Source organism: Streptomyces sp. NPDC055140 (genome assembly GCF_053607285.1).
Genome location: NZ_JBSGTG010000025.1, coordinates 1 through 21,753, shown reverse-complemented (window position 1 = coordinate 21,753; position 21,753 = coordinate 1). Strand labels below are relative to the sequence as shown.

The following is a 21,753-nucleotide window of genomic DNA, read 5'->3' as shown; positions in this document are numbered from 1 at the left end:
CGAGGGTTGTCGTGGCACGACAGAATGAGCGGGCGCTCGGGATCACCCTTTGGTTCAGGGTTGCTATTACGGTTTACGGACCTCGGCCGTCGTACCTCGAGGGTGATCCTGGCGAGAACGAGGCTTGTGCACTCAGTTCGGCCGAGCAGGTCAGACGTCTCCCCGGCCCCGCCTTCGCGCGGTCCAGTCACCGAGACCCGGCTGGCGCTGTTGGTGAAGCTTGGCCTGGCCGCTGCATGGAGTCACTCGGGGGGCGGCAGCAATGTACCGAGTGGCCCCAAATCCAGATTCAGGTCTTCCATCGTCAGCCCGTACTCGGCACACAGACCAGCCATGCGTTCGTGAAGGACCAGGAGCGTGGCACCAAGGCGTTCCTCCTGCTCTTCGGTGAGGTCACCTTGGTCGACCCGGTGGAGTGCCTGGCGTTCCATGAGTTGGCGCAACAGTTCCACAAGCGTGAGAACCAGCCTGAGCAGGTCCCGTTCCACGGTGTCAGGGTCGGAGCTGATCCGGTGTGAGGATCCACGGGCGGGCTCGACGTCCGACAGGAGGTCACGGGGCGTGGCGGGCAGCATCCGGAAAGCGCGCGTGGCAGCATCGGCGACCTCGGCTTTGCGCTGTGCGTGCCTACCGCGTTTTCCGGATGTCATCGCTGTGTCCTGTGGGAGCGGGCGGGGGCCATGGCGAGGGATTGTCCGGGCCGATGGACACGATCAGGGCGCGCAGCGATATGCGTACGAGGTCGATGTCGGCGATGGAGAGCACGACATCCCCGGTGAGGACCACGCCTCCGCTGAGCAGCCGGTCGAGCAGGTCGATGAGGGCGACCTGTCGGTCCGGTAGCGGGGTGACCTCGGACGGTTCGCCTGCCGTCATCATGAGATAGGTCCGTCCATGGGAGGGTCCGGCCCGGGAGGGGCTGCCGCGAACGAGTAGGGAGCCCATGGGCCGGTGATCTCGACTCTCACGCCCTTGAGTCCCTCGGTAGCCCGTGCGACCTCGGAGCGGAAGGTCTCAGCACGGTCTGCGGAGACGAGGTACGCGTCGTTGAGGACGTTTTCGTCCGCGGTGGTGGCGAGGTCGCCCTGCTGGACACGGTGACGTGCGCGGCCGACCGCGAACTGGCGCCCAACTGTTTCTACCCGCTCGGCAGCCTGCTGCGCAGCCCGGTACACCTGGTCACGGACGCCCTTCTGTGCCTTGCGTTGTCGAAGATAGGCCCGGCCCGGCGACAGAGCGCCGGCTTCGGCCGTGACCGGGGCGGGAGTCGGCGCTGAGGGGTCTGCGTAGATCTTGACTCCCCACTCGACGTGACCTGCGAGCCGGGTGAGTTGCTCGTCGAATACCGCCGCTCGGTCGTCGAGTACCTCACGGGCGCGCGCGTTGTCGAGGTAGACGGTTGCCAGGCGCAGTGGGAGGACGTCGGTACGGGTCGCGAGGGCGTCGATGACGCTGTGATGGGCGCGGGCGACGGCCTCCAGCCACGCCATGTCTTCCAGATGCTTTTTGAGGGCGGTCTCCTGGAAGTCGTCCGCTTCGACGCGGCTCACCACGAGGACAATCGATGCGTCGCGGTCGCTGGTCACGAGTGCGACGCTCTCGCCGACGCCGGTGAGGGTGGCCGCGTACTCTGCGAGCCCGTCGGCGTCGCGGGCTACGGCGTAGGCGTAGGTGACCAGTTCACTCATCGGTCTGGCTCCGGGGTTGGCGCCTTGCCTGCTCCTGTTCCCCCTCGGGGAGCTCGGTGCCCTGGCGCAGGGCGTCGATCTCAGCTCTCAGCCGCCGGTTCTCTTCGGACAGCGACCGCTCCCCTCTGGCTCGGGACGAGAGTGACGGGTCGTGCTCCCACCAGTCGATGCCCATCTCCTTCGCCTTGTCGACGGATGCGACCAGCAAGCGAAGTTTGATGGTGAGCAGCTCGATGTCGAGCAGGTTGATCTGGATGTCGCCGGCGATGACGATGCCCTTGTCGAGTACCCGTTCAAGAATGTCCGCGAGATTGGCTGACGAGCCTTGGGCGTAGGCCGGCGCGGCTCGGGTCGGATAGGAGCCGAGCCTGTCGACGGGAGAGTCAGTCACAGGAGTGGCCTCGCGTTCCGTAGTGCGGCCTAAGGAGCGCCGCGGTCGCGACGAGCTCTGATTTCATCGAGCCGGTCGAGCAGTTCGTCTTCGCGCTCGTCGAACGTCGCCTCGTCGATCTCCCCGTCGAGCAACTGACGCTCGAGATCCGCCAATTCACGGTGGACGGGCGCGGGGTCGTAGTACTTGTCCTCAGCGGCCTCGAGCACACGGTCCGCTACCCAGGCAACGCCGCGCACCGGTGCGAGAGGGAGGGTGAGGATTTGGGTGAGCAGGCCCATGGTGGTTCCTTAGACGAAACTGTAGGGAGGTAGGGGGCCGTTGAGTCGGAAGTGGAAGTCCTCACCCAGCTGATTGGCGACGCTCAACTCCGTGGTGAGGAACATCTCTTCATGATCGTGAGGTACGAGGAACGAGACATTGAGGAAGTCTTCGCCGGTCAGCTGGGACGACTCCCTGTCCCGGGAGTAAGGGCGAAGCGCCTCGATGACCCCGTGGGCCAGTGCCTGCTGGCGCGCCTGGACCTCCGCGGCGATCACCTCGCCGAGTCTGACAGGGGCCTCGGGACCGGCGGTTCCGCTGCGGATTTCGTCGTTGAGCTGCCGCGCCTCCTGCGACGAGTCAAGAATCTGCCGTAGCAGAGTGTCTTCGTCCTGCGACGCCTTGAGGTTGTACTCCACGGTGTCCTCGAGTGCTTCCAGTCTGGCCGTGTACTCCTCGGCGCGTTCCTCGAGCGCAAGTCGTACTGCCTCGTCGTCCGGGGCCAGAAAACCGAACCTCAGCGGCAGCATCGCACCGTCTTCCATGAGACGGTCCTGGACCTCGTGATGTGCAGAAAGATCACGACGCTTGGGGCGCAAGCCGTCCGGCGCATCGCTGATGACGGCGCACAGTGCTCCGCCAATCACGGTGCGCAGTTGGGTGGGTGGATCGCCCACGCCGTCGAGTCCGTCGAGCCGGAGGGGGTGCTGCTTGCTGGTGATCGAGTAGATGTATACGGCCATCGCTCATTCCTTCTCGCGGGACGAGCCTCTGTCGCGACGGGCCGTCCGTCGGGGGGACCGCCGTCGCCTTTCCACGGGCTCCCTCTCTCTGGTGTCCTCCTCCTCGAGTTCGCTCTCTTCGCTCTCAGGTTCGCTCTCGTCGTCCTCGTCTTCGTCCTTGTCGCCGCCGGTGACGCCTTTGATGGTGTCGGTGACCGCATCCACGGCGCCGGTCAGAGCGCCTTTGGACTTCCCCTTGGCACCGCTCTCGACCGTGTCTCCGACGATGTCGGTCAGTTGGGCGGGCGCCTTCCTTCCCGCCTCGAGATCAAGGCGGTTGCAGGCTTCCGCGAAGCGTAGATAGGTGTCGACACTCGCGACCACGATCCGGGCGTCGATCTTGAGGATCTCGATCCCTACCAACGAAACTCGGACGAACACATCGATCACGAGTCCGCGATCAAGAATGAGTTCCAGGACGTCGTACAGACTCCCTGTGCCGCCTCTGGAAACGCTGTTGCCGCCCTGCGGCACCATGCTCATGGTGCCTCCCTTCACCGACCGGTGCCCTCAGCCCCGACGGTCGATCTGCCCACGTGTATAGCGCCGGACCCTCTCGTAACCCACCAGGTCGCCCTCCTTGTCCAGAGTGACGCGATAGCTGGCCATCACGCTCGTCGTCTCAGGGATGCGTTCGAGCTCTAGTACCTCGACATCCGCCACCCAGCCGTCCTCCGTCGGTTTCACCGAGGAGACCGACTCGGGACGCCGACCGAGCAACTCGTACAACTGCTCCGCCGCGGACCGCATGGCCTGCGCCGCGTTGGTCTTGCCGGAGCGGTGCCGAGCGGCGCCGCCTCCCTCGTGAGCGCGGGCGCCCGTCCCGGACCGGCGCTTGGGGGGATTTTCAGCGGGCATGACGCCACCGATGGGATAGGAGCAGAAGCCAGATTTCACGGATGAACCTATAATTCCATGATATAGGGACATTTGGCGCACCGCTGAAGGCGTACTCCGGTCCGAACGGCAGGATCGGCGAGTACCTGAGAGTCGTAAGCCGGCAGCGCCCAGTGATGGGTCCCCGTGGAATCCCGCGCTTCAACTGCGGGCCATGCAAAAGGTGTTCGTCTGACACGACTTGCCTGTGCTTCCGAAGGGGGCCAGCCCATGAATGAGACCACGAAGATTGCTCTCGCCGGTGCGGTGGCAGGGGGGTACGTCCTGGGGAGGACGAAGAAGGCCCGGCTCGCGTTTGCTGTCGCCACGTATCTCGCCGGTCGGCGGTTCGGGCTCGATCCCCAGCAGCTCATCACTCAGGGAGTGCGTCAGCTGAGCGAGATTCCGCAGGTCGCTGATCTGAATGAACAGGTGCGCGGAGAATTGCTGACTGCCGGACGCAAGGCTGTGGCGGCCACCGCCGACCGCAAGCTCGCGGAACTGGCCGGATCGCTTCGTGAGCGGACGCTGCGGCTCGGCGAGGAGGAGGACGAAGGCGAGGGAGAGGAAGAGGGAGAGGGCGAGGGAGAGGAAGGGTACGAGGGCGAGTACGGGGAGGACGAGGGGGGCGACCGCGAGGAGGGGGAGGACGAGTACGAGGACGAAGAGCTCGATGAGGAGGAAGAGGAGCCCGAAGAGGAGGAGGGTGAGGAAGAGGAAGCCGAGGAAGAGAAAGCCGAGGAAGAGGAAGCCGAGGAGGAACAGCCGCGCAGGCGGCGCCGACAGCCTTCCGGTGACCGCGGTCGATCATCCAGTCCTGCATCACGTGGCTCCGCCGACGCAACGAAGCGGTCACCGGCCAAGAAGGCGCCCGCCAAGAAGGCCGCAACGAAGAAGTCCACATCTGGCAGGACCTCTTCCGCCAAGAAGACCGCCGAGAAGAGGGCCCCGGCCAAGAAGGCGCCTGCCAAGAAGGCCCCTGCCAAGAAGGCCCCTGCCAAGAAGGCGGCGGCTAAGCGGGCGCCTGCCAAGAAGGCGCCTGCCAAGAGGACGTCGGCCAGGAAAACAGCCTCCAAGAAGACGACAACGCGGCGGAGGTAAGCCATGGCTACCAAAGATCGCCAAGCCGGCCGCGACGAGCCTTCAGGAATGGAGCAACTCCGCGACGAACTGCTCGACCACCTCAGTGCCCGTGTGGAGGGCTTGGCCGACAAAGCAGGCGACAAACTGGGGGACTTGACCGATCAGCTCCTCGATTCGGCTGAGAACGGAGGTCCCCTCCCCAAAGCCGGCCTCCGGATTCTTCAGGGGGACTCTCCCCTGAAGGCTCTCGTCGGTGAGAAGGCCAAGAGCGTCAAGGACAGCGTGGTGGGCAAGGCGAAAGAGGTGCTCGGTGGCGGCGGGAAGCGGAAGGCGGGCACCTCCAAATCGATGAACATCGTCGAAGCCCTCGACATCGGCGTACCTATCCGCACGGCATACGACTACTGGACCCAGTACGAGGCATTCAGCAGCTTCACCAAAGGAGTGCGAAGTGTCTCCCAGGGGGACGAGACCACCAGCGACTGGAAGGTGAAGGTGGGGCCTTCGACCCGCAGTTGGAAGGCCACCGTGCAGGAGCAGGTGCCGGACGACCGGATCGTGTGGACGTCTGAGGGGGCGAAGGGCAGCACCCGCGGAAGTGTGACCTTCCACGAGCTCGCGCCGAGCCTCACACGGATCGTACTGGTCGTCGAGTACTACCCTTCGGGGTTCTTCGAAAAGACTGGAAACCTCTGGCGTGCCCAAGGCCGCCGACTGCGCCTGGACTTCAAGCACTTCCAGCGGTACGTCACCTTCACGGACGAGGACGTCGAAGGCTGGCGCGGCGAAATCCGCGACGGCGAGGTCGTCCGCACGCATGAAGAGGCCATGGAGGACGAGGAAGCCGAGGGCGAGGAAGCCGAGGGCGAGGAAGCCGAGGCCGAGGAAGAGGGGTCCGGTGACGAGGAAGGCGAGGAGGGCGGGGAAGAGGGCTACGAGGACGAGGATGAGGCCGAGTACTACGAGGAGGACACCGAGGACGAGGAGTAGGCGACGGACGCGGTCCCGGGTATGAGTTGGCCGGGATCGCGTTCTTCGGGCCGGGAACGGTGACCGCCTTGATTCGGCGCCCCGCCTGATCAGGAGCGGTACTGCGTCCCTCAGATCTCTGTGTCATGCCCGAGGTGGGGATCCCCTTCGGGTCGAGGCGGTCCGACGACCTCCACGTGGGCCGGACGCAGCAGGTGGTCACCGACTCGGTACCCGAGGCAGAGGATCTGCGTACAGGCCAACCGGTCGGCGTCCGAGGAGACATGATGGGCCACGGCGTCGTGGAAGGCGGGGTCGAACGCGTCGCCCTTCTCGCCGAACGACTGAAGGCCCAGCGAGCCGAGCTGGGTTCGCAGGGTATCGGCGATGTCGTGAAGACCCGGCGTGATCGGCTCGTGCTCGCACGTGCGGTCCACGGCATCCAGCACGGGAAGCAGCGCGCGAAGAACGTTGGCGACGGCGATCTCCCGCACGGCCATGCGATCCCGCCGTACCTGCTTGCGGTAGTTGTCGTACTCCGCCTTCACCCGCTGCAGGTCGGCCGTGCGCTCCTCGAGCAGGCGCCGCAGTGAGAGGTCTGTGACCGGCAGTCGTTCCTTCTCCATGGTCAGCCCGCCTCGGGCTTGTCATCGTCGACGATCTCGGCGTCGACGACTTCATCGTCAGCGGCCTTGTGCTCGCCGCCCGGGGCACCGGCCTCGGGGCCGCCCGCGGCCTGCGCGCCGTGCGCGCCCTGCGCCTGGGCGTATATGGCCTGGCCCAGCTTCTGCGAGACGGCGGCGGCCTTCTCGGTGGCGGTGCGGATCTCGGCCGTGTTGTCGCCCTCGGCGGACTCGGCCTTGAGCTTCTCCTTCAGCTCGGTGAGCGACTCCTCGACCTCGGTCTTGACCTCGCCGGGCACCTTGTCCTCGTTGTCCTTGAGGAACTTCTCCGTCTGGTAGACGAGCTGCTCGCCCTGGTTGCGCGTCTCGGCGGCCTCGCGGCGACGGTGGTCTTCCTCGGCGTGCTTCTCGGCTTCGTGGACCATGCGGTTGATGTCGTCCTTGGGCAGGGCAGAGCCGCCGGTGACGGTCATCTTCTGCTCCTTGCCCGTGCCCAGGTCCTTCGCGGTCACGTGCATGATGCCGTTGGCGTCGATGTCGAAGGCGACCTCGATCTGCGGGAGACCACGCGGGGCCGGCGGCAGACCGGTGAGCTCGAACATCCCGAGCCTTTTGTTGTACGCCGCGATCTCGCGCTCGCCCTGGTAGACCTGGATCTGCACGGACGGCTGGTTGTCATCGGCCGTCGTGAAGATCTCGGAGCGCTTGGTCGGGATCGTGGTGTTGCGCTCGATGAGCTTCGTCATGATCCCTCCCTTGGTCTCGATGCCGAGGGACAGCGGGGTCACGTCGAGGAGCAGGATGTCCTTGACCTCACCCTTGAGGACACCGGCCTGCAGGGCGGCGCCGATGGCGACGACCTCGTCCGGGTTGACGCCCTTGTTCGGGTCTTTGCCCGTGAGCTCGCGGACCAGCTCGGTCACGGCCGGCATACGCGTGGAGCCGCCCACCAGGATCACGTGGTTGATGTCCGACAGCTTGACGCCGGCGTCCTTGATCGCGTTGTGGAACGGTGTTTTGCAGCGCTCCAGGAGGTCGGACGTGAGCTGCTGGAACTGGGCGCGCGTGAGCTTCTCGTCCAGGTGAAGCGGGCCCTCGGCGGACGCCGTGATGTAGGGCAGGTTGATCGTCGTCTCGGTCGACGAGGACAACTCGATCTTCGCTTTCTCAGCGGTTTCCCGCAGGCGCTGCACCGCCATCTTGTCCTTGGACAGATCGACGCCGTGGCCGTTCTTGAACTGCTGGACCAAGTGGTCCACGACGCGCTGGTCCCAGTCGTCACCGCCGAGGTTGGTGTCGCCGTTGGTGGCCTTCACCTCGATGACGCCCTCGCCCATCTCGAGGAGCGACACGTCGAAGGTGCCGCCACCCAGGTCGAAGACCAGCACGGTCTGGTCGTTCTCCTTGTCCAACCCGTACGCCAATGCCGCGGCCGTCGGCTCGTTGACGATACGCAGGACATTCAGACCGGCGATCTCCCCGGCTTCCTTCGTCGCCTGCCTCTGGGTGTCGTCGAAGTACGCCGGGACGGTGACCACCGCATCCGTGACGTCCTCACCGAGGTAGGCCTCCGCGTCCCGCTTCAGCTTCTGCAGCACGCGCGCGGAGATCTCCTGGGCGTTGTACCGCTTGCCGTTGATGTCTGCGTCTTCCGGAAACCGCCAGTTGTGGTCTCCCATGTGCCGTTTCACGGAGCGCGCGGTGCGCTCCACGTTCGTCACGGCCTGTCGTTTGGCCACCTCGCCGACGAGTACTTCGCCGCTCTTGGCGAAGGCCACGACCGATGGGGTGGTCCTGGCCCCTTCCGTATTGGTGATTACGGTGGGCTCACCGCCCTCGAGGACCGAGACCACCGAGTTCGTCGTGCCGAGATCGATACCGACCGAGCGCGTCATCTGCCTCTCCCTCCTCTGTCATGGTTGACGGTGTCCCGTCACGCCACCCTCCGTTCTCACCGGGCCGACCCGTTCGCAGTAGGAGCTCGGGCGTGTACATACCGCCCGTTTTGTATCTTTAGTACCCATGCCTCGAAGGGCCACACGGCCGGCCCGGATGTAAGGGGCACAGGCGGCCACGGCGCTTGCCCGACGGACTCGCGGGCCACCACAGAGTGGCGGCGGCCTTGCTGATGGTGGCTACGGTGGAAATGCCGACGTAGCACTGTGTTCGGTTGTGCTGGGTGGGAGGTAACTGCCGTCATGAGCGCTTGCTGAGGTGGCGGTCATGTCCGGGGCGGGGCGAGCAGGGCTCGTACGCCTTTGCCGGTGAGGATGAGGCCGTCGTGGTGGCCAGGGTCAATGAGGAGTGCCAGGTCTTCGTCGGTGGGCCAGTTGGCGGCCAGCAGTCCAAGTTGTATCTGGTGACTTACGAGAACATCGGGGAGTACCTGGCCCATTCGCTCCGCTGATGTGAAGACGGGAACGGCACGGAGGCGTGGCGGGTCGTCGATCACGGGGAGGGTCAGCCTGCCGTCTTCTGGGTGGTCGTGCGTGTCGAGTTCGGTAGGTTCAGGAACGAGAATGTCGCAGGCGGCCAGTGTGTCCAGCGCGGCCAGGTCGTCGGGAGCTTGGTGGAGGTCGCGTAGGGCGTCCTGGGCGGCGGCCGCGAACAGTTCCTCGGGGATGCTGTCGTCACACATTGTTTGTCCCCTCATGGCTCCGAGTGGGCCGCCCGGCGTGGTTCGCCGGGTGGGGGTCTGCCGTCTCCGCTCTCCGGTACCCGGGAGTGATTCAACTATGCGGCACCAGAGTGTCGGCGGCGAGGACGGGCCGGCACGCCCGGGCAGCAGCTACCCGTCGGGTAGGTGCCCGCATCAGGTTCTCTCACTGCTCATGGCTCACCGCGCTCCCTGATGACGTCGGTCGGAATCTTGTCGTTTCGTCGCCCCAGGTGGCGGGAGTGGCGCAGCATGCCGTCGCGTGTCCACTCCGAGAAGGCGATCTGCGCCACGAGCCGCGGCCGCACCCAGTGGGCGGTCCGCTCGGCGATCCGTCCCGCGAAGGGTGAGTCGGCTGCCTGGAGTTGGTCGAGTTCCTGCCGCAGCGCAAGCAGGGTGCGCCGATCGAACCCGATGCCGACCTTGCTGGCATCGGAGAGGCCGCCAGTTCGACTCCCGGAGCAGGCATGCGGGTGCGGCTCTCCAGTTCCGGGCGGCAGCGCGTCCAGCAGGCCGGTCATTCCCGCTCACCACCGTTTGCCTCCCATGTGGGTGCGTCCGGCGCCTCGGAGACCTGGCGCAGCGTTCGGCCGCTGCGGGCCGAGCGGGCCCGCCGTGGATCGGGAGTGCTGCCACCGCTGCCGTGTCCGTGACCGGTCCGGACGAGAAGCCATGTCGGCTTCCTGGAGGCCCCGCCGCTCGCTTCCTCACGGCCGTGGAACCGGGTGAGTGCGTACCGGCCGTGCAGCTTCTTGCCGTGCAACTCGAACGTGGCGTGACCGTCCTCCAAGGCCTGCCCGAACGGCACCGGCCGGTTTCGCTTGTCATGGCTGGTCGGCCGGTACGTACCACGGTCCCAGACAATGACGGTTCCGCCGCCGTACTCGCCCTCTGGGATCAACCCCTCGAAATCCCTGTAGTTCAGGGGGTGGTCCTCGGTGGGGATGGCGAGTCGCTTGTCCTGCGGGTCAGGGGAGGGCCCCTTCGGGACCGACCAGGACTTCAGCACTCCCTCGACCTCAAGGCGGAAGTCGAAGTGCATCGTGCTCGCGTCGTGGATCTGCACCACGAACGTGGGCTCCTCGTGCGTGGCCGGTGGCGCCTGGTCGGCCGGTGGCGCCTGGTCCTTCATCGCGCGCCCGCCGGTCGGCTCACTCGTCCGGTCGAAGTGCCGCTTCCCGCGATAGGTCCGCAGTTTGTCCTTCTCGCTCACGGCAGCTCTCTCCTTCGGGGCCGAGTGTCCGCTGCGGTCGAGTACCCGTGATCGTCACGGACACACGACCCTCGGGCCACCGTGTGAGCCGTGGAATCGATGAGCTCGTGAGAGCTCCGGGCCGATGGTGGCCTGTCGACGGAACGAGCGGAGGCATGCCGAATGGCGAGGAAAAGGCATGTGTGGCGGCGTGGTCTTCGGGTACCCAGGCGGTCCAGAGGACGGGTGTGCCTGCTCGTTCTCGGTGACCAGATCGAAAAGGAGGGCCCTGCCATGGGGCCCGGTGGAACCGTCATCGCGGAGCTGACCGTCGGCCAACGAGAGGTGGACGAGCTGTTCATCCGCATCGAGGCGCAGCCGGCCCGGGACACCCGGCGCCGTGAACTGGCGGATGAACTGACCGTCGAGCTGGTCCGGCACTCGGTCGCCGAAGAGCAGTACCTCTACCTGGCGGTGCGTGAACACGTCGACGGCGGCGACGCTTTGGCGGACAAGGAGCTTGAGGACCATGCCGAGGCGGTGCGGCTGCTCAAGGATCTCGAAGGCCGCGACGGCGACGGCGATCAGTTCGACACGACAGTGGCAAAGCTGGAATCCGAGGTCACTGACCGTTATGGACGGGCACAGCCTGATCGGCATGGTCGCGCAGGCCGACGTTGCCCGCGCCCTGTCGGACCCGCAGGTCGGACAACTCCCCGAGGCGCTGTCCACCGAATGACGAACGCCGGCTGTCGAAGCCGGGACAAGGCGGCGACGTGGGAAGAAGGAGTCATCATGACGGGCAAGGTCGGTAGGAACAAGGTCAAGGGCAAGGCGAAGGAGATGGTCGGCAAGCTTTTCGGCGATCGCCGCATGCAAGCCGATGGCAAGGCTGACCAGGCGAAGGCGGAGACGAACAAGGCCATGCGCGAGATCCACGACCGTGGCCGCGGTGCCTAGGGCTCGATCCCGCGAGGCCACGACCGAAAATTCCGAAGCATGTGAGGTCTCTGCCTGATGGGCGGAGGTCTCCACATGGGGCGGCACTCCAGTCGCCTTCTGAGGTGGCTGTGGTTGTGCCACGCCCAAGGGCAAGCCGTACGCCTCTCGGCGGATTGTCACGTCACTCGGGGACAGTGAAAGTGGTGGCTACATTTGTCGATGATTGTCCTGGAGGCACCGTTGAGGCCCCACCCCCATGAGCAGCGAAGCGACGAACCTGCGGCCGAAGGTCCTGAGGAACCCGTGCTGGACCGGGAGGGCGGAGCCGGGCGGCCGCAGCCGGGGGCCTTCGACGCGGTGGTCGACCAGGCGGCCGGTGTGCTCATCGCCGTAGGACGGCTGACGTCGGCGGAGGCCTGGGACGTCCTGCGGGAGACTTCCATGCGCACAGACATCAAGCTCCGGCACGTTGCCGAGCTGCTGGTCGAGTGGGGCCGCTCGGGCGTGTTGTGCACCGACATCCGCACTGAGCTGGATCGCCAGCTCGCCCAGCGCAGGTCGGCACCCAGATTCTGATCAGGCGCAAAGGCGGCGCCACGGCTCGGGCAGTCGGAGGCACTCCGCACTCCGACGCCGGCGAAAGACGGTGTTACGTGTCCTGGTGGTCGGGTACCCGGCCGCCATGGACCGTTTGGACCAGCTCGAACACGACGACGCCCGGCCCGGCGCGTCATGATCCGGCGCCCAAGGACGGTCGTCGTGACCAGAGCGAGCGTCTGCGTGGGTCGGGCCACGGCCCTGGCTTTCGCGGCCCGCGGCGACCGCGTCGCTCTCTTGGCCCGGGGCAGTGCCGGACTGGCCGCGGCGGACGAGGTGCTGCACGCGTGCCCCGAGGCGATCGACGTCACGGTTGACGTGGCCGACCCCAAGGCCGCTGATCGCGCTGCCCAACAAGTGGTCGACGCGTTCGTCCGGATCGATGTCTGGTTCAACAACGCGTTCGCCGGAGTCTTCGCCCCCCGCACGGAGGTCACGCCCGACGAATCAAGGTGACCCACAGCCCGGGAGGTGCTCACCGCGGGCCATCCCGCGATGCTTGGCGGCGCCGGACAAGGGGACGCGGTAAGCCCGCATGAGCGACCACCTCGGAGGTGAAACGTGGCGCGACCTCGAATTGTGACCGTTGGTGCCTGCTTCGCCGGGTATCGGCCGGCTCGCGCTTTGTCTCGGCCGGCCCGGCACGAGGCGGAGATCATCCTCCTCAACCCGACCGACCGCTTTCGGGATGTGCCCCTGCTGCCTCAGGTCGCCGTAGGCGTCCTGGGGTCAGGCGGTGTCCCCGTCTCGCTCACCGGCACCCGGGAAGTCGCTGTCCACGGGCAGCTGTTCACCGATGCGCTGGTGCGCAAGCAGCCGCTGCGGGAGGGCATGCGGCCCCGGTGGCTGCTGTTGGACATCGCCGAGCGCGTCCTGCCCGAGCTGGACGAGCGGCTGTCGGGCACGGCCGACCGCGTTCTGCGCCGGCGTGGCATGGACGTGCGCGCCAGGACCTACGCCAAGGGATGGTGTCCGAATCTCCGCGGACTGGCCGCTGGACGCCGTGCTGCCGCGTCAGGCGGTGCAGTTGGGCCTTGTCCGATCGCGGTCGGCGCCGCTGGACACCGCGTCGCCCGAACCGGCGTGCGTAGCGGGAGACGCTGACCGGCGTGAGAGCTCTTCGGGAGGAGCGACATGAAGACCCGTCAACTAACTGAACTCGCCCAGCAGCTGCGCGTCGACAGCGTTCGTGCGTCCGCCGCAGCAGGTTCAGGGCATCCGACCTCCTCGATGTCGGCCGCCGACCTGATGGCCGTTCTCCTGGCGAACCACATGCGCTACGACTTCGACCGTCCCGCACATCCCGGCAATGACCGGTTCGTGCTTTCGAAGGGGCACGCCTCACCACTGCTGTACGCCGCGTACAAGGCCGTCGGCGCGATCAACGACACCGAGCTGCTCACCTTCCGCAGGCTCGGCAGCCGGCTCGAAGGCCATCCGACCCCCCGGCGACTGCCGTGGGTCGAGACGGCCACCGGCTCCCTCGGACAGGGGCTGCCCGTCGGCGTCGGCATCGCGTTGGCCGGCAAGCGGCTCGACGGTGCGGGATTCCGCGTCTGGGTGTTGTGCGGCGACAGCGAGCTCGCCGAGGGCTCCGTGTGGGAGGCCGCCGAGCACGCCGGATACGAACACCTGGACAATCTCACCGCGATCGTCGACGTCAACCGTCTGGGCCAGCGCGGCCCGACCCGGCACGGACACGATCTGGGCGCCTACGCACGCCGTTTCCAGGCCTTCGGCTGGCACACCGTCGAGGTCGACGGGCACGACATCGACGCCGTCGACCGAGCATACGACGAGGCGCTGTCCACCTCCGGGCAGCCGACCGCGATCCTCGCCCGCACCCTCAAGGGCAAGGGCGTGGCTTCCGTCCAGGACCGCGAGGGGCTGCACGGCAAGCCGCTGCCGGACCCCGAGGAAGCGATCGCCGAACTCGGCGGTGCACGCGATCTGCGAGTCGAGGTGCCCCATCCGCCGGCCGCGCGGCTGCTGCATCCCGTGGGATCGGGGCATGCGGACCTTCCCCGCTACGAGACCGGCGACGAGGTCGCCACACGCGACGCCTACGGGCGGGCGCTCGCCGCCGTCGGAACCGCACGCGGCGACGTCGTCGCCCTGGACGGAGAGGTGAGCGACTCGACACGCTCCGAGTTCTTCGCCAAGGAGCACCCCGACCGCTTCTTCGAGTGCTATATCGCCGAGCAGCAACTGGTCGCCACCTCGGTCGGCATGGCCACGCGCGGTTGGGTCCCGTACGCCTGCACGTTCGCCGCGTTCCTCACCCGCGCGTACGACTTCGTGCGCATGGCCGCGATCAGCGGGGCCGGGATCAATCTCGTCGGGTCGCACGCGGGCGTCGCCATCGGCCAGGACGGGCCCTCGCAGATGGGGCTCGAGGATCTGGCGATGTTCCGGGCTGTGCACGGCGCCACCGTGCTGTACCCATGTGATGCCAACCAGACGGCCAAACTCGTCGCGGAGATGGCCGGCCTCGACGGCATCCGCTATCTGCGTACCTCCCGCGGTGACACCCCTGTCATCTACAGCCCCACCGAGGAGTTCCCGATCGGCGGAAGCAAGGTGCTGCGCGCCTCCGGCAAGGACCGGCTGACCGTGGTCGCGGCGGGCGTCACCCTCCACGAGGCCCTGAAAGCTGCCGAGTTGCTCGACCGTGAAGGCGTTCAGGTCCGGGTGATCGACCTCTACTCGGTCAAGCCCGTCGATCGCCGTACGCTGCGCGAAGCCGCCGATATCACCGGATGCCTCCTGACCGTGGAGGACCACCGGGAGGAGGGCGGCATCGGAGACGCAGTGCTTGACGCCTTCACCGACGGCCGTCCGGTCCCGCGTCTGCTGCGTCTGGCTGTCCGCACGATGCCCGGCTCGGCGAGTCCCGCGGAACAACTGCACGCAGCCGGCATCGATGCCGAGACGATCGCGGCGGCGGCACGGCTGCTCGTCGAGACGGCCGCTGTGCGCTGACCGGAGAACACCGACATGACCAGCACCGAGACGGTCCGCGTGGGCGGCCGCACCCTCGACATCCACCGACCGGGCAAGGTGCTGTTCCCCGCGAGCGGGAGCGGCAAGGAGTACACGAAGAGTGACCTCGTCGAGTACTACCGAACCGTCGCCCGCTTCATGCCGCCGCACCTGCGGGGCCGCCCCACGATGCTGAAACGCCACCCGACGGCATGGCGGTCTCCAGGTCCCAAGGCTCCCAGTCGGTGGCGTATGGCCCGGTGGCGTACGGCCGGCGGTACAGCACCTGGTGGCGGCGGGCGGTGCCGGTGATGAGCTGAAGCGTGGCCGACCCCTTGGGGCACAGCCTGCCCCGGCTGACCGGGAGTCGGGATCGCCCTCGCTCTGGACGACCTTGTCGCCGAGTATCACCCGGAGGGTTCGTCGGGCACAGGGTGCTCGGGCCTCGCGCTTGCGGAGTGAGGAGCGCCCCGCCGTCCTGTACCCGCCTCATCCGTGTCAGGGATCTCCGGGTCGGGCTCGGGCTCCTGCTCGTCGGCCCGCTGCGTCGACTCGGCGGCGGCCTCCCACGGGGCCGGACCGGTTCCGGCCTGCTGATCGGGCATGTCCCTCGGCGTGGGCCCCGAGTCTGGTGCTTTCCGGCGGTCGTCACTCACAGTGCTCTCGCTTCTTCGATGCGTTTGTTCATCAGTGTGCCGCGCGAGTACCCCCTCAGACGGAAACGAAGCGCGGCGTGTGCGACTCAGGGCGGGGATGAACCGCCAGGGCGCTGGTCCCGGCTCGCGGGCGTTGCCGCCGGCCGCAAGATGGGAAGGCCGCTGCGCTCCGGCAGATGGGGGCGCCCGTGTGCGCTTCCCGCGGTCGGTGCGTCATGCTGGTCCGGACCGCCGATGACGCGGCGACGAATGCGGCAGTGGCCTCGGCGCTGGTGCGGGCAGCCCTTGACGAGGGCGTCGTGGCGGACTGCTTGGATCACGCCGGCTGAGGAGAAAGCCGTGCCCCCGTCCCAGGCTCTCCAGAACCGACGAGAAGCTCAAACCCTTCCCGGGGGGTCCTCGGGCGCGTTCGATACAAGCCTCCGTTCACCTGGGCATTTCCCTGGCCGGACAGCGAACCCAGGCACCGCGGAGACTCCGAAGAGCCACGACGAGTCTTCTCTCCACGCGCGAGCCAGGCACCCCGGTGTGAGACTGCACAGGTACGCATCCGCCGTGGACCGGACCAGCTTCCGGAGCAGGGGTGATGAGGTGTCGGTTCCTGAGATCCCTGACGTTGCCCTGGGTGAGTTCCTCGCGGATCCCGGCACCTCGGCGCTCGACCTGACCACCGCTGTCGCGCGTTGTTCCAAGGCCCTGGGACTTGAGCATTCCGTGGTGTACATGGCCGATCTGCAGCAACGACAGCTGACGCCGCTCAACGACGTGGTACCGACGCTTCCGATCGACGACTCGCTCGCCGGCTGGACCTACCGCACCCAGTCCCTGCGCGTCGAGGAGTCCGACTTCGGAGGGATGACAGCCTGGTTGCCGCTTGTGGACGGGGCGGAACGCCTCGGGGTCCTCGCTGTACGGTCGCCCGCCCTCGATCCGCTGTCGCTGCGCCGAGGCAGGACACTCGCAGCCCTGCTCGCCATGATGGTCACGTCAAAGCGGGCGTACAAGGACACCTACGTCCGGCAAACCCGTACGGAACGCATGCGACTGCCCGCCGAGATGCTGCTCGCCTACCTTCCGCCCCGCACGATCGGGTCGACACGCGCCGTGTCGACAGCCGTCCTGGAACCGGCGTACGAGGTCGGAGGGGACGCGTACGACCACGCACTCACCGACTCGACCCTCCACGCCGCGATCCTGGATGCCATGGGGCACGATCTGGCCTCCGGCCTGACCTCAGTGGTCGCGCTGGCAGCCTGCCGTCACGCGCGTCGCAACGGAGCAGACCTCCCGGACCTCGTGGAGTCCGTCGACACGGCCCTGTCCGAGTGGCTGCCGGACCGGTTCTGCACTTCCGTCCTCGCCCAACTTGACCTGGTCACGGGCAAGTTCCGCTGGATCAACTGCGGACACGCGGCGCCGCTCCTCATCCGCGATCAACGCCTGGTCGCCGGAGCGATGGACCGCGACGCCGACCCGCCCATGGGGATGCCGGCCGTCTTCACTGTGGAGCCACGACGGGTGCACGAAATCTCCCTCGAGCCTGGGGATCGCGTACTGATGTTCACCGACGGTGTCACGGAAGCCCGTACGGCGGACGGCGGTGAACTCGGGCTGGAACGGTTCGCCGATTACGTCGTCCGGGCCGCCACGACGGGGGAGCTGGCGCCGGAGACACTCCGGCGCCTCATCCACGCGATCCTGGATGCCCAGGAGAACCGCCTCCGGGATGACGCGACGATCCTCATGCTCGAGTGGCGGAACCCGCCGCGGGCGCCAGAGGCGTACGGCACCTGACGTCCGAATTCCCGCCGGGTGCCGCAAAGGTAGGGGCCCGAGTCTCGGGAGTTCCGGCCCGCCTCGCGCGCTCGCCTTGGTGCGGTGACCGCCTTCGCCCCTCCTGTACGGAGGGGCGAAGGCTCGCGGCCGTGGGGGCACGGAGGGCGGGGCCGCGGTCACCCGGAGCGCCCCGCCCGATCGTGCGTCGCTGAAACCGGTCCAGGCCTTCCGTGCCGGTATGCGGACCGGTTGTGTTTCGTTTCAGGCTGACGGGGCGTCCTCGGTCTGCTCTACGTCGCGGGTGGCTTCCTCGCGTACGCGCTGGCAACTGGTCTGGATGAGACGAGAGACGTGCATCTGCGAGATTCCGAAGTGTTCCGCGATCCGGCTCTGTGTCATGTCCTCGAAGAACCGCAGGTAGAGGATAGTACGTTCCCGTTCGGGGAGGTGTTCAAGACCGGCCTTGGCGGCTTCCCGGTCGGTGATCACGTCGTAGGCTCCGTCGGGTGCACCGAGCGCGTTCGCGAGGCTGAAGGCGTCGTCGCCTGAGGACAGGAGCCCCGCGTCCAGGGACAGGGCGCTGAAGCCGTCGATGGCTTTGAGGCCGTCGCGGACCTCGTCCTCGGTCAGCTGAGTGTGGGCGGCGATGGCGGCCACGCTGGGTTCCGAGCCGGCTCCGGGCTGCTGGGCGAGGTCGCGACGGGCGAGCCGGACCTTGTTGCGCAGGTCCTGCACGCGCCGGGGGACGTGGACGTCCCACATGTGGTCGCGGAAGTGCCGGCGCAGCTCGCCCCTGATGGTGGGGACGGCGTAGGGCTCGAACCGGCCACGCTGCGGGTCGTAGTTGTTGACCGCTTTGAGCAGCCCCATGGCCGCGACCTGGTGGAGGTCTTCGACGCTTTCGCCCTTGTTGTGGAAGCGGATGGCGATACGGTGCGCCACGGGCAGCCACGCCTCGACGACCTCTTCGCGCAATAGATCCCGTTCAGGCCCTTTATCCAAGCCCGCGAGGTGAACGAAGGCAGCCGCCGTGTCGGGGCTGTCGTCGTGCAGTCGACGGGAGGGCCTGCGGCGGTAGGCGGTATGTGTTTGGTGGGTGAGCATGAAATTCGCTCCTCAACGGTCTGCTGCAGGGGCCGTCCGCGAGAAGCGAAGAAGTCGGAGCACCCGGACCGTCATCGACCAGGGGGCGATACGCCGCTCGCGGCGGATGCCTCTGGTCCGAAGCACCGTTGTTGTGCGCCTATCCCCTCATCTTCTCTCCAAACACCGTCGGCCTCGAATCGGGGCCCCGCCGTGCCCGTGCGGCCGGGGGTGCGGCGGGGCCCACCGCGCGGTACCTGCTGCTCATGCTGCATGATGCGCGGGGCGTGCCCCGACATCAGTGGTCCGCGGTGCGGCGCACGCGCGCTGCGGCGTGCGTGGGCGCAGGTAGCTTTCGGCCGCATCAACGGCCTCACGGCCGCAGCGCTTTCCCATCCTCTCTCTTTGCGGTGCAGTTGGCCGCTGGGGCCGAACGGTGGCCCAGCAGCCAACAAGGGCTGAACGCAGGCAAGTTGCTGCACAGAGGCCAGGCAGTTGGGTGCCGCGGTCGGCTACGGCGCGAACCGCGGGTGATGAGGAGACGCGTCTCGAATCAGCTGGATGCACGGATGTAGCGGTGGGGAAGACGAAGCCGGGGCGCTCGGGGCGCGGCGGAGCCTGAGGTGTTGCCGCCTGTTCGGGCTCTCGCCGAGCACCAGGAGACCTCGACCGCCAACCCGCCCAAGTCCTGTCCGGCCGGCCGGAGTGACAGGCGTGAATCACTGTGGTCCTCCGCCCACACGAAAGTGGACGCCACGCGGCGTTCCCGGGAGTGGCCTACGAGTCGGCCCATCGATCGCCGTCTCCCAGTCGCGTCCCGCCAGCCGGCCCCCTTCCGTACCAGCGGTAGAGACAGCCGGCCGCGGGCATGGTCGGCCCGCAAGCCGAAGAGGTCCCTGGGCCCGATCCGGCGCCATGCCTCAGCCCGTCAGCCGCTGCGTGGCGGCCACCAGAGATGCGGGCCCTCAGCCTTCTCGGCCTGCCGGCGTGTGAGAGACGGCGCGGTGGCCGCTCAGCCCACCGTGCCATCCACGGCGGCCGGCCCGCCGCCTCGGCCAGGAGGCTGTCCGCCGGTATCGTCCGTCTGGGAGAGAGGCTTCGCGATGTCCTCCAAGGAACGCTGCTCGGCGTTGACCGCAAGAAAGGCCGCGACGATGCCTGCCGCGCACATCAGGCCTGCCCCGATACAGAAGGCGAGAGCCGTATCGCCGGGGACGCCGGATTCGGTGAGGCCGGCGAAGATGAGCGGGCCGCTGATCCCGCCGACAGCCGTACCGATCGCGTAGAAGAACGCGATGGCCATAGCCCTGGTCTCCATCGGAAAGACCTCGGAGACGGTGAGGTAGGCGCTGCTGGCCCCCGCCGAGGCGAAGAACAGCACGACGCACCAGCAAGCGGTGAGGGTGTTGGCCGTGAGCGAGCCCCGGTCGAAGAGCCAGGCCGTGATGAACAGCAGAATGCCAGGCACGATGTACGTGCCCGCGATCATGATGCGTCGCCCGACCGTGTCGAACAATTGGCCCAGCACGAGCGGGCCGACGAAGTTGCCGGCCGCGATCACCGCGAAGTAGTAGCCGGTGTGGCCACTGCCGACATCGAAGAACGTGGTGAGGATCGCGCCGAAGCCGAAGGTGATCGCGTTGTAGAGGAAGGCCTGCCCGATGAAGAGAGACAGCCCGAGCACCGCGCGCTTCGGATAGCTGTGGAAGACGGTCTTCGCGATGAGCCCGAAGCCGATGCTCTTGCGCTCGTGGATCGTGATCTCGCCTGCGGGGGGCGGCAGTTCCTCGTGCTTCTCATCCTCGGCCTCCCGCTCCACGGAGTCGACAAGCTTGTCGGCGTCCTCGTGGTGCCCGTGGATGAGTTGCCACCGTGGGCTCTCCGGCACGTGCCGCCGTACGAGGAGGACCACCAGGCCCAGGACGACGCCGAGAGCGAAGGTGAGCCGCCAGCCGAGGTCTTTGGGGAAGTAGTCCGTGTTCAGCATGACGATCGACAGCAGCGCTCCGCCGACCGCGCCCAGCCAGTAGCTGCCGTTGATGATGAGGTCGACCCGGCCCCGGTACTTCGACGGGATCAGCTCGTCGATCGCCGAGTTGATGGCCGCGTACTCGCCGCCGATGCCGAAACCGGTGAGGAAGCGGAAGAGGAAGAACCACCACGCGCTGAAGGACAGACCGGTCATCGCGGTCGCGGCGAGGTAGACCGCAAGCGTCACCATGAACAGTTTCTTGCGGCCGAACCGGTCGGTGAGCCAGCCGAAGAAGAGTGCACCCGAGCAGGCACCTGCCACGTAGAGGGCCGCGGCAAGGCCTGTGACCTGAGCGGACGTGATATCCAGCCCGGAGCCCTCCTCCGACAGCCGGCTCGCGATGTTGCCGACCGTCGTCACTTCGAGGCCGTCCAAAATCCACACGGTGCCCAGACCGATGACGATCATCCAGTGCCAGCGTGACCACGGCAGGCGGTCCAGCCGGGCCGGTACGGCCGTGGTGATGACGCCGAGCTCGGAGCCACCCGGCGCCGCAGCCTCGTCGAGCGGATCAGGGCGCTGGCTACGGCCCTTGCCCAGGCCCCGGCTGCCGCCCGGCCCGATTCCAGCGCCTCCACCACCCGAGCCCTGCTCCCTGCCTTCGTGTTCCCCCGATGGGGCGGGGCTCATCACCGCGGCTACCTCCTAGTCCGGGCGGGCGCGCACTGCCGGCCGCAGAGAATCCAATATCCGCCAGGTGCCCAGGCGCCGCCGCCGCACACATGGTGACGCTCGCCCACACAAGGTGCCCGCGGCGGAGCGTAAGGGGTGAGGGCACCCCGTTACGCCTCCTGCCGGTTGGGCAGCCACCCCAGGCGGCCAATGCCGCACTCCTGCCGAGCTGTTCCTGGTGGGGGAGAGGCCGGAGTGGATGCACCCATGTCGGCAAACGGCGACTCACAACCCGGTGCTGCAGAACGGGTAGGGAGAGGGGCGCCTGCGACCAGCTGTCAACTTGACCCGGCCCTAAAGGGGCCCTATAAGGACCGGGTTTGGAGGTAGTGCTCAGCTGGCTGCTGGGGTGGACTCCTCCGTCCAGACACCCCTAGGGGGTGACAGGGGCGCGTGGCTCACGCCCCGCATTCCACACGCTCTCGCCACGGGTGGCGATGTTGTGGGAAGCGTTCCGATCTGCGTGGGCAACGACCCCGCAGTTCCGGCAGG

At 67.4% G+C, this 21,753-nt stretch carries 23 protein-coding genes and 3 pseudogenes; 9 read left to right on the top strand and 17 right to left on the bottom strand.

Going from position 1 to position 21,753, the window contains the following annotated elements; all coding sequences use genetic code 11:
- Nucleotides 1–242: 242 nt before the first annotated feature.
- Genes ACWFR4_RS35685 through ACWFR4_RS35650 form a run of 8 tightly spaced genes read right to left on the bottom strand, consistent with a single transcriptional unit; the run spans nt 243 to nt 3,980 of the window.
- The gene (locus tag ACWFR4_RS35685) at nt 243–650 is read right to left on the bottom strand and encodes a gas vesicle protein K (protein WP_453455957.1); all 408 of its coding nucleotides are present in this window, start codon (nt 648–650) and stop codon (nt 243–245) included.
- Nucleotides 628–879 (bottom strand): gas vesicle protein, encoded by a 252-nt coding sequence (locus ACWFR4_RS35680; protein WP_453455954.1) that lies wholly within the window; start codon nt 877–879, stop codon nt 628–630. Before ACWFR4_RS35680 ends, ACWFR4_RS35685 begins: the two co-directional genes overlap by 23 nt.
- Nucleotides 876–1,688, bottom strand: coding sequence for a GvpL/GvpF family gas vesicle protein (locus ACWFR4_RS35675; RefSeq protein WP_453455951.1), 813 nt, complete (start codon nt 1,686–1,688; stop codon nt 876–878). The genes ACWFR4_RS35680 and ACWFR4_RS35675 overlap by 4 nt, the downstream gene beginning before the upstream one ends.
- On the bottom strand, nt 1,681–2,079 hold the full coding sequence (locus tag ACWFR4_RS35670; RefSeq protein WP_453455948.1) for a gas vesicle protein: 399 nt from the start codon (nt 2,077–2,079) through the stop codon (nt 1,681–1,683). The genes ACWFR4_RS35675 and ACWFR4_RS35670 overlap by 8 nt, the downstream gene beginning before the upstream one ends.
- Before the next feature lie 29 nt (nt 2,080–2,108).
- Nucleotides 2,109–2,360 carry a gas vesicle protein GvpG gene (locus ACWFR4_RS35665; RefSeq protein ID WP_453455945.1) on the bottom strand — a complete coding sequence of 84 codons (252 nt, stop codon included), beginning with the start codon at nt 2,358–2,360 and terminating at the stop codon, nt 2,109–2,111.
- 9 nt (nt 2,361–2,369) lie between these two features.
- Nucleotides 2,370–3,083 (bottom strand): GvpL/GvpF family gas vesicle protein, encoded by a 714-nt coding sequence (locus ACWFR4_RS35660; RefSeq protein ID WP_453455942.1) that lies wholly within the window; start codon nt 3,081–3,083, stop codon nt 2,370–2,372.
- Nucleotides 3,084–3,086: 3 nt separating this feature from the next.
- Entirely contained in the window at nt 3,087–3,605 is a 519-nt protein-coding gene (locus ACWFR4_RS35655; RefSeq protein ID WP_453455939.1) for a gas vesicle structural protein GvpA, read from the bottom strand.
- Nucleotides 3,606–3,632: 27 nt separating this feature from the next.
- Nucleotides 3,633–3,980: a gas vesicle protein GvpO gene (locus ACWFR4_RS35650; RefSeq protein ID WP_453656057.1), complete on the bottom strand. Its 348-nt coding sequence runs from the start codon at nt 3,978–3,980 to the stop codon at nt 3,633–3,635.
- A 249-nt stretch (nt 3,981–4,229) separates the two neighbouring features.
- Between ACWFR4_RS35650 and ACWFR4_RS35645 the strand changes: the two genes are divergently transcribed.
- Together ACWFR4_RS35645 and ACWFR4_RS35640 are read left to right on the top strand one after the other, a co-directional pair.
- A complete protein-coding gene (locus ACWFR4_RS35645) occupies nt 4,230–5,099 on the top strand; it encodes a histone H1-like repetitive region-containing protein (protein WP_453656056.1) in 870 nt (289 codons plus the stop codon).
- Between the two features lie 3 nt (nt 5,100–5,102).
- Entirely contained in the window at nt 5,103–6,071 is a 969-nt protein-coding gene (locus tag ACWFR4_RS35640; RefSeq protein ID WP_453656055.1) for an SRPBCC family protein, read from the top strand.
- A gap of 110 nt (nt 6,072–6,181) precedes the next feature.
- Here the strand turns inward: ACWFR4_RS35640 and grpE are convergent, their stop codons facing one another.
- The 5 genes from grpE to ACWFR4_RS35615 all read right to left on the bottom strand — a co-directional run bounded on the left by grpE (nt 6,182) and on the right by ACWFR4_RS35615 (nt 10,542).
- Nucleotides 6,182–6,676 (bottom strand): nucleotide exchange factor GrpE, encoded by a 495-nt coding sequence (gene grpE / locus ACWFR4_RS35635; protein ID WP_453656054.1) that lies wholly within the window; start codon nt 6,674–6,676, stop codon nt 6,182–6,184.
- 2 nt (nt 6,677–6,678) lie between these two features.
- On the bottom strand, nt 6,679–8,568 hold the full coding sequence (gene dnaK / locus ACWFR4_RS35630) for a molecular chaperone DnaK (RefSeq protein WP_453656053.1): 1,890 nt from the start codon (nt 8,566–8,568) through the stop codon (nt 6,679–6,681).
- 326 nt (nt 8,569–8,894) lie between these two features.
- Nucleotides 8,895–9,311, bottom strand: a complete 417-nt coding sequence (locus ACWFR4_RS35625) for an SseB family protein (protein WP_453461320.1) — start codon at nt 9,309–9,311, stop codon at nt 8,895–8,897.
- Nucleotides 9,312–9,502: 191 nt separating this feature from the next.
- Nucleotides 9,503–9,850 carry an ATP dependent DNA ligase gene (locus ACWFR4_RS35620; RefSeq protein WP_453656052.1) on the bottom strand — a complete coding sequence of 116 codons (348 nt, stop codon included), beginning with the start codon at nt 9,848–9,850 and terminating at the stop codon, nt 9,503–9,505.
- Nucleotides 9,847–10,542 (bottom strand): DNA polymerase ligase N-terminal domain-containing protein, encoded by a 696-nt coding sequence (locus ACWFR4_RS35615; RefSeq protein WP_453656051.1) that lies wholly within the window; start codon nt 10,540–10,542, stop codon nt 9,847–9,849. The genes ACWFR4_RS35620 and ACWFR4_RS35615 overlap by 4 nt, the downstream gene beginning before the upstream one ends.
- Before the next feature lie 273 nt (nt 10,543–10,815).
- On the opposite strand from ACWFR4_RS35615, the gene ACWFR4_RS35610 reads away from it, so the two are divergent.
- From ACWFR4_RS35610 to ACWFR4_RS35585, 6 genes and pseudogenes are all read left to right on the top strand, one after another.
- Entirely contained in the window at nt 10,816–11,481 is a 666-nt protein-coding gene (locus ACWFR4_RS35610) for a hemerythrin domain-containing protein (protein WP_453656050.1), read from the top strand.
- 285 nt (nt 11,482–11,766) lie between these two features.
- Complete coding sequence (locus ACWFR4_RS35605; protein ID WP_453461330.1) at nt 11,767–12,039, top strand: ANTAR domain-containing protein; 273 nt, start codon at nt 11,767–11,769, stop codon at nt 12,037–12,039.
- Nucleotides 12,040–12,222: 183 nt separating this feature from the next.
- Nucleotides 12,223–12,516: an SDR family NAD(P)-dependent oxidoreductase gene (locus ACWFR4_RS35600; RefSeq protein ID WP_453656049.1), complete on the top strand. Its 294-nt coding sequence runs from the start codon at nt 12,223–12,225 to the stop codon at nt 12,514–12,516.
- 105 nt (nt 12,517–12,621) lie between these two features.
- A pseudogene (locus ACWFR4_RS35595) lies at nt 12,622–13,023 on the top strand (hypothetical protein); the annotation flags it as partial.
- 171 nt (nt 13,024–13,194) lie between these two features.
- Complete coding sequence (locus ACWFR4_RS35590; RefSeq protein WP_453656048.1) at nt 13,195–15,042, top strand: transketolase; 1,848 nt, start codon at nt 13,195–13,197, stop codon at nt 15,040–15,042.
- Nucleotides 15,043–15,057: 15 nt separating this feature from the next.
- Nucleotides 15,058–15,210, top strand: a pseudogene (locus ACWFR4_RS35585) (non-homologous end-joining DNA ligase); the annotation flags it as partial.
- Between the two features lie 43 nt (nt 15,211–15,253).
- On the opposite strand, the pseudogene ACWFR4_RS35580 reads toward ACWFR4_RS35585, so the two are convergent.
- Both ACWFR4_RS35580 and ACWFR4_RS35575 read right to left on the bottom strand, forming a co-directional pair.
- Nucleotides 15,254–15,441 (bottom strand): annotated as a pseudogene (locus ACWFR4_RS35580) (hypothetical protein); the annotation flags it as partial.
- A gap of 8 nt (nt 15,442–15,449) precedes the next feature.
- A complete protein-coding gene (locus ACWFR4_RS35575; protein ID WP_453461338.1) occupies nt 15,450–15,698 on the bottom strand; it encodes a hypothetical protein in 249 nt (82 codons plus the stop codon).
- Between the two features lie 591 nt (nt 15,699–16,289).
- Here ACWFR4_RS35575 and ACWFR4_RS35570 point away from each other — a divergent pair.
- Nucleotides 16,290–17,492 carry a PP2C family protein-serine/threonine phosphatase gene (locus tag ACWFR4_RS35570; RefSeq protein ID WP_453656047.1) on the top strand — a complete coding sequence of 401 codons (1,203 nt, stop codon included), beginning with the start codon at nt 16,290–16,292 and terminating at the stop codon, nt 17,490–17,492.
- Nucleotides 17,493–17,735: 243 nt separating this feature from the next.
- On the opposite strand, the gene ACWFR4_RS35565 is transcribed toward ACWFR4_RS35570, so the two are convergent.
- Both ACWFR4_RS35565 and ACWFR4_RS35560 read right to left on the bottom strand, forming a co-directional pair.
- Nucleotides 17,736–18,578 (bottom strand): SigB/SigF/SigG family RNA polymerase sigma factor, encoded by an 843-nt coding sequence (locus tag ACWFR4_RS35565; RefSeq protein ID WP_453656046.1) that lies wholly within the window; start codon nt 18,576–18,578, stop codon nt 17,736–17,738.
- A 991-nt stretch (nt 18,579–19,569) separates the two neighbouring features.
- On the bottom strand, nt 19,570–20,997 hold the full coding sequence (locus tag ACWFR4_RS35560) for an MFS transporter (RefSeq protein WP_453656112.1): 1,428 nt from the start codon (nt 20,995–20,997) through the stop codon (nt 19,570–19,572).
- Between the last annotated feature and the right edge of the window lie 756 nt (nt 20,998–21,753).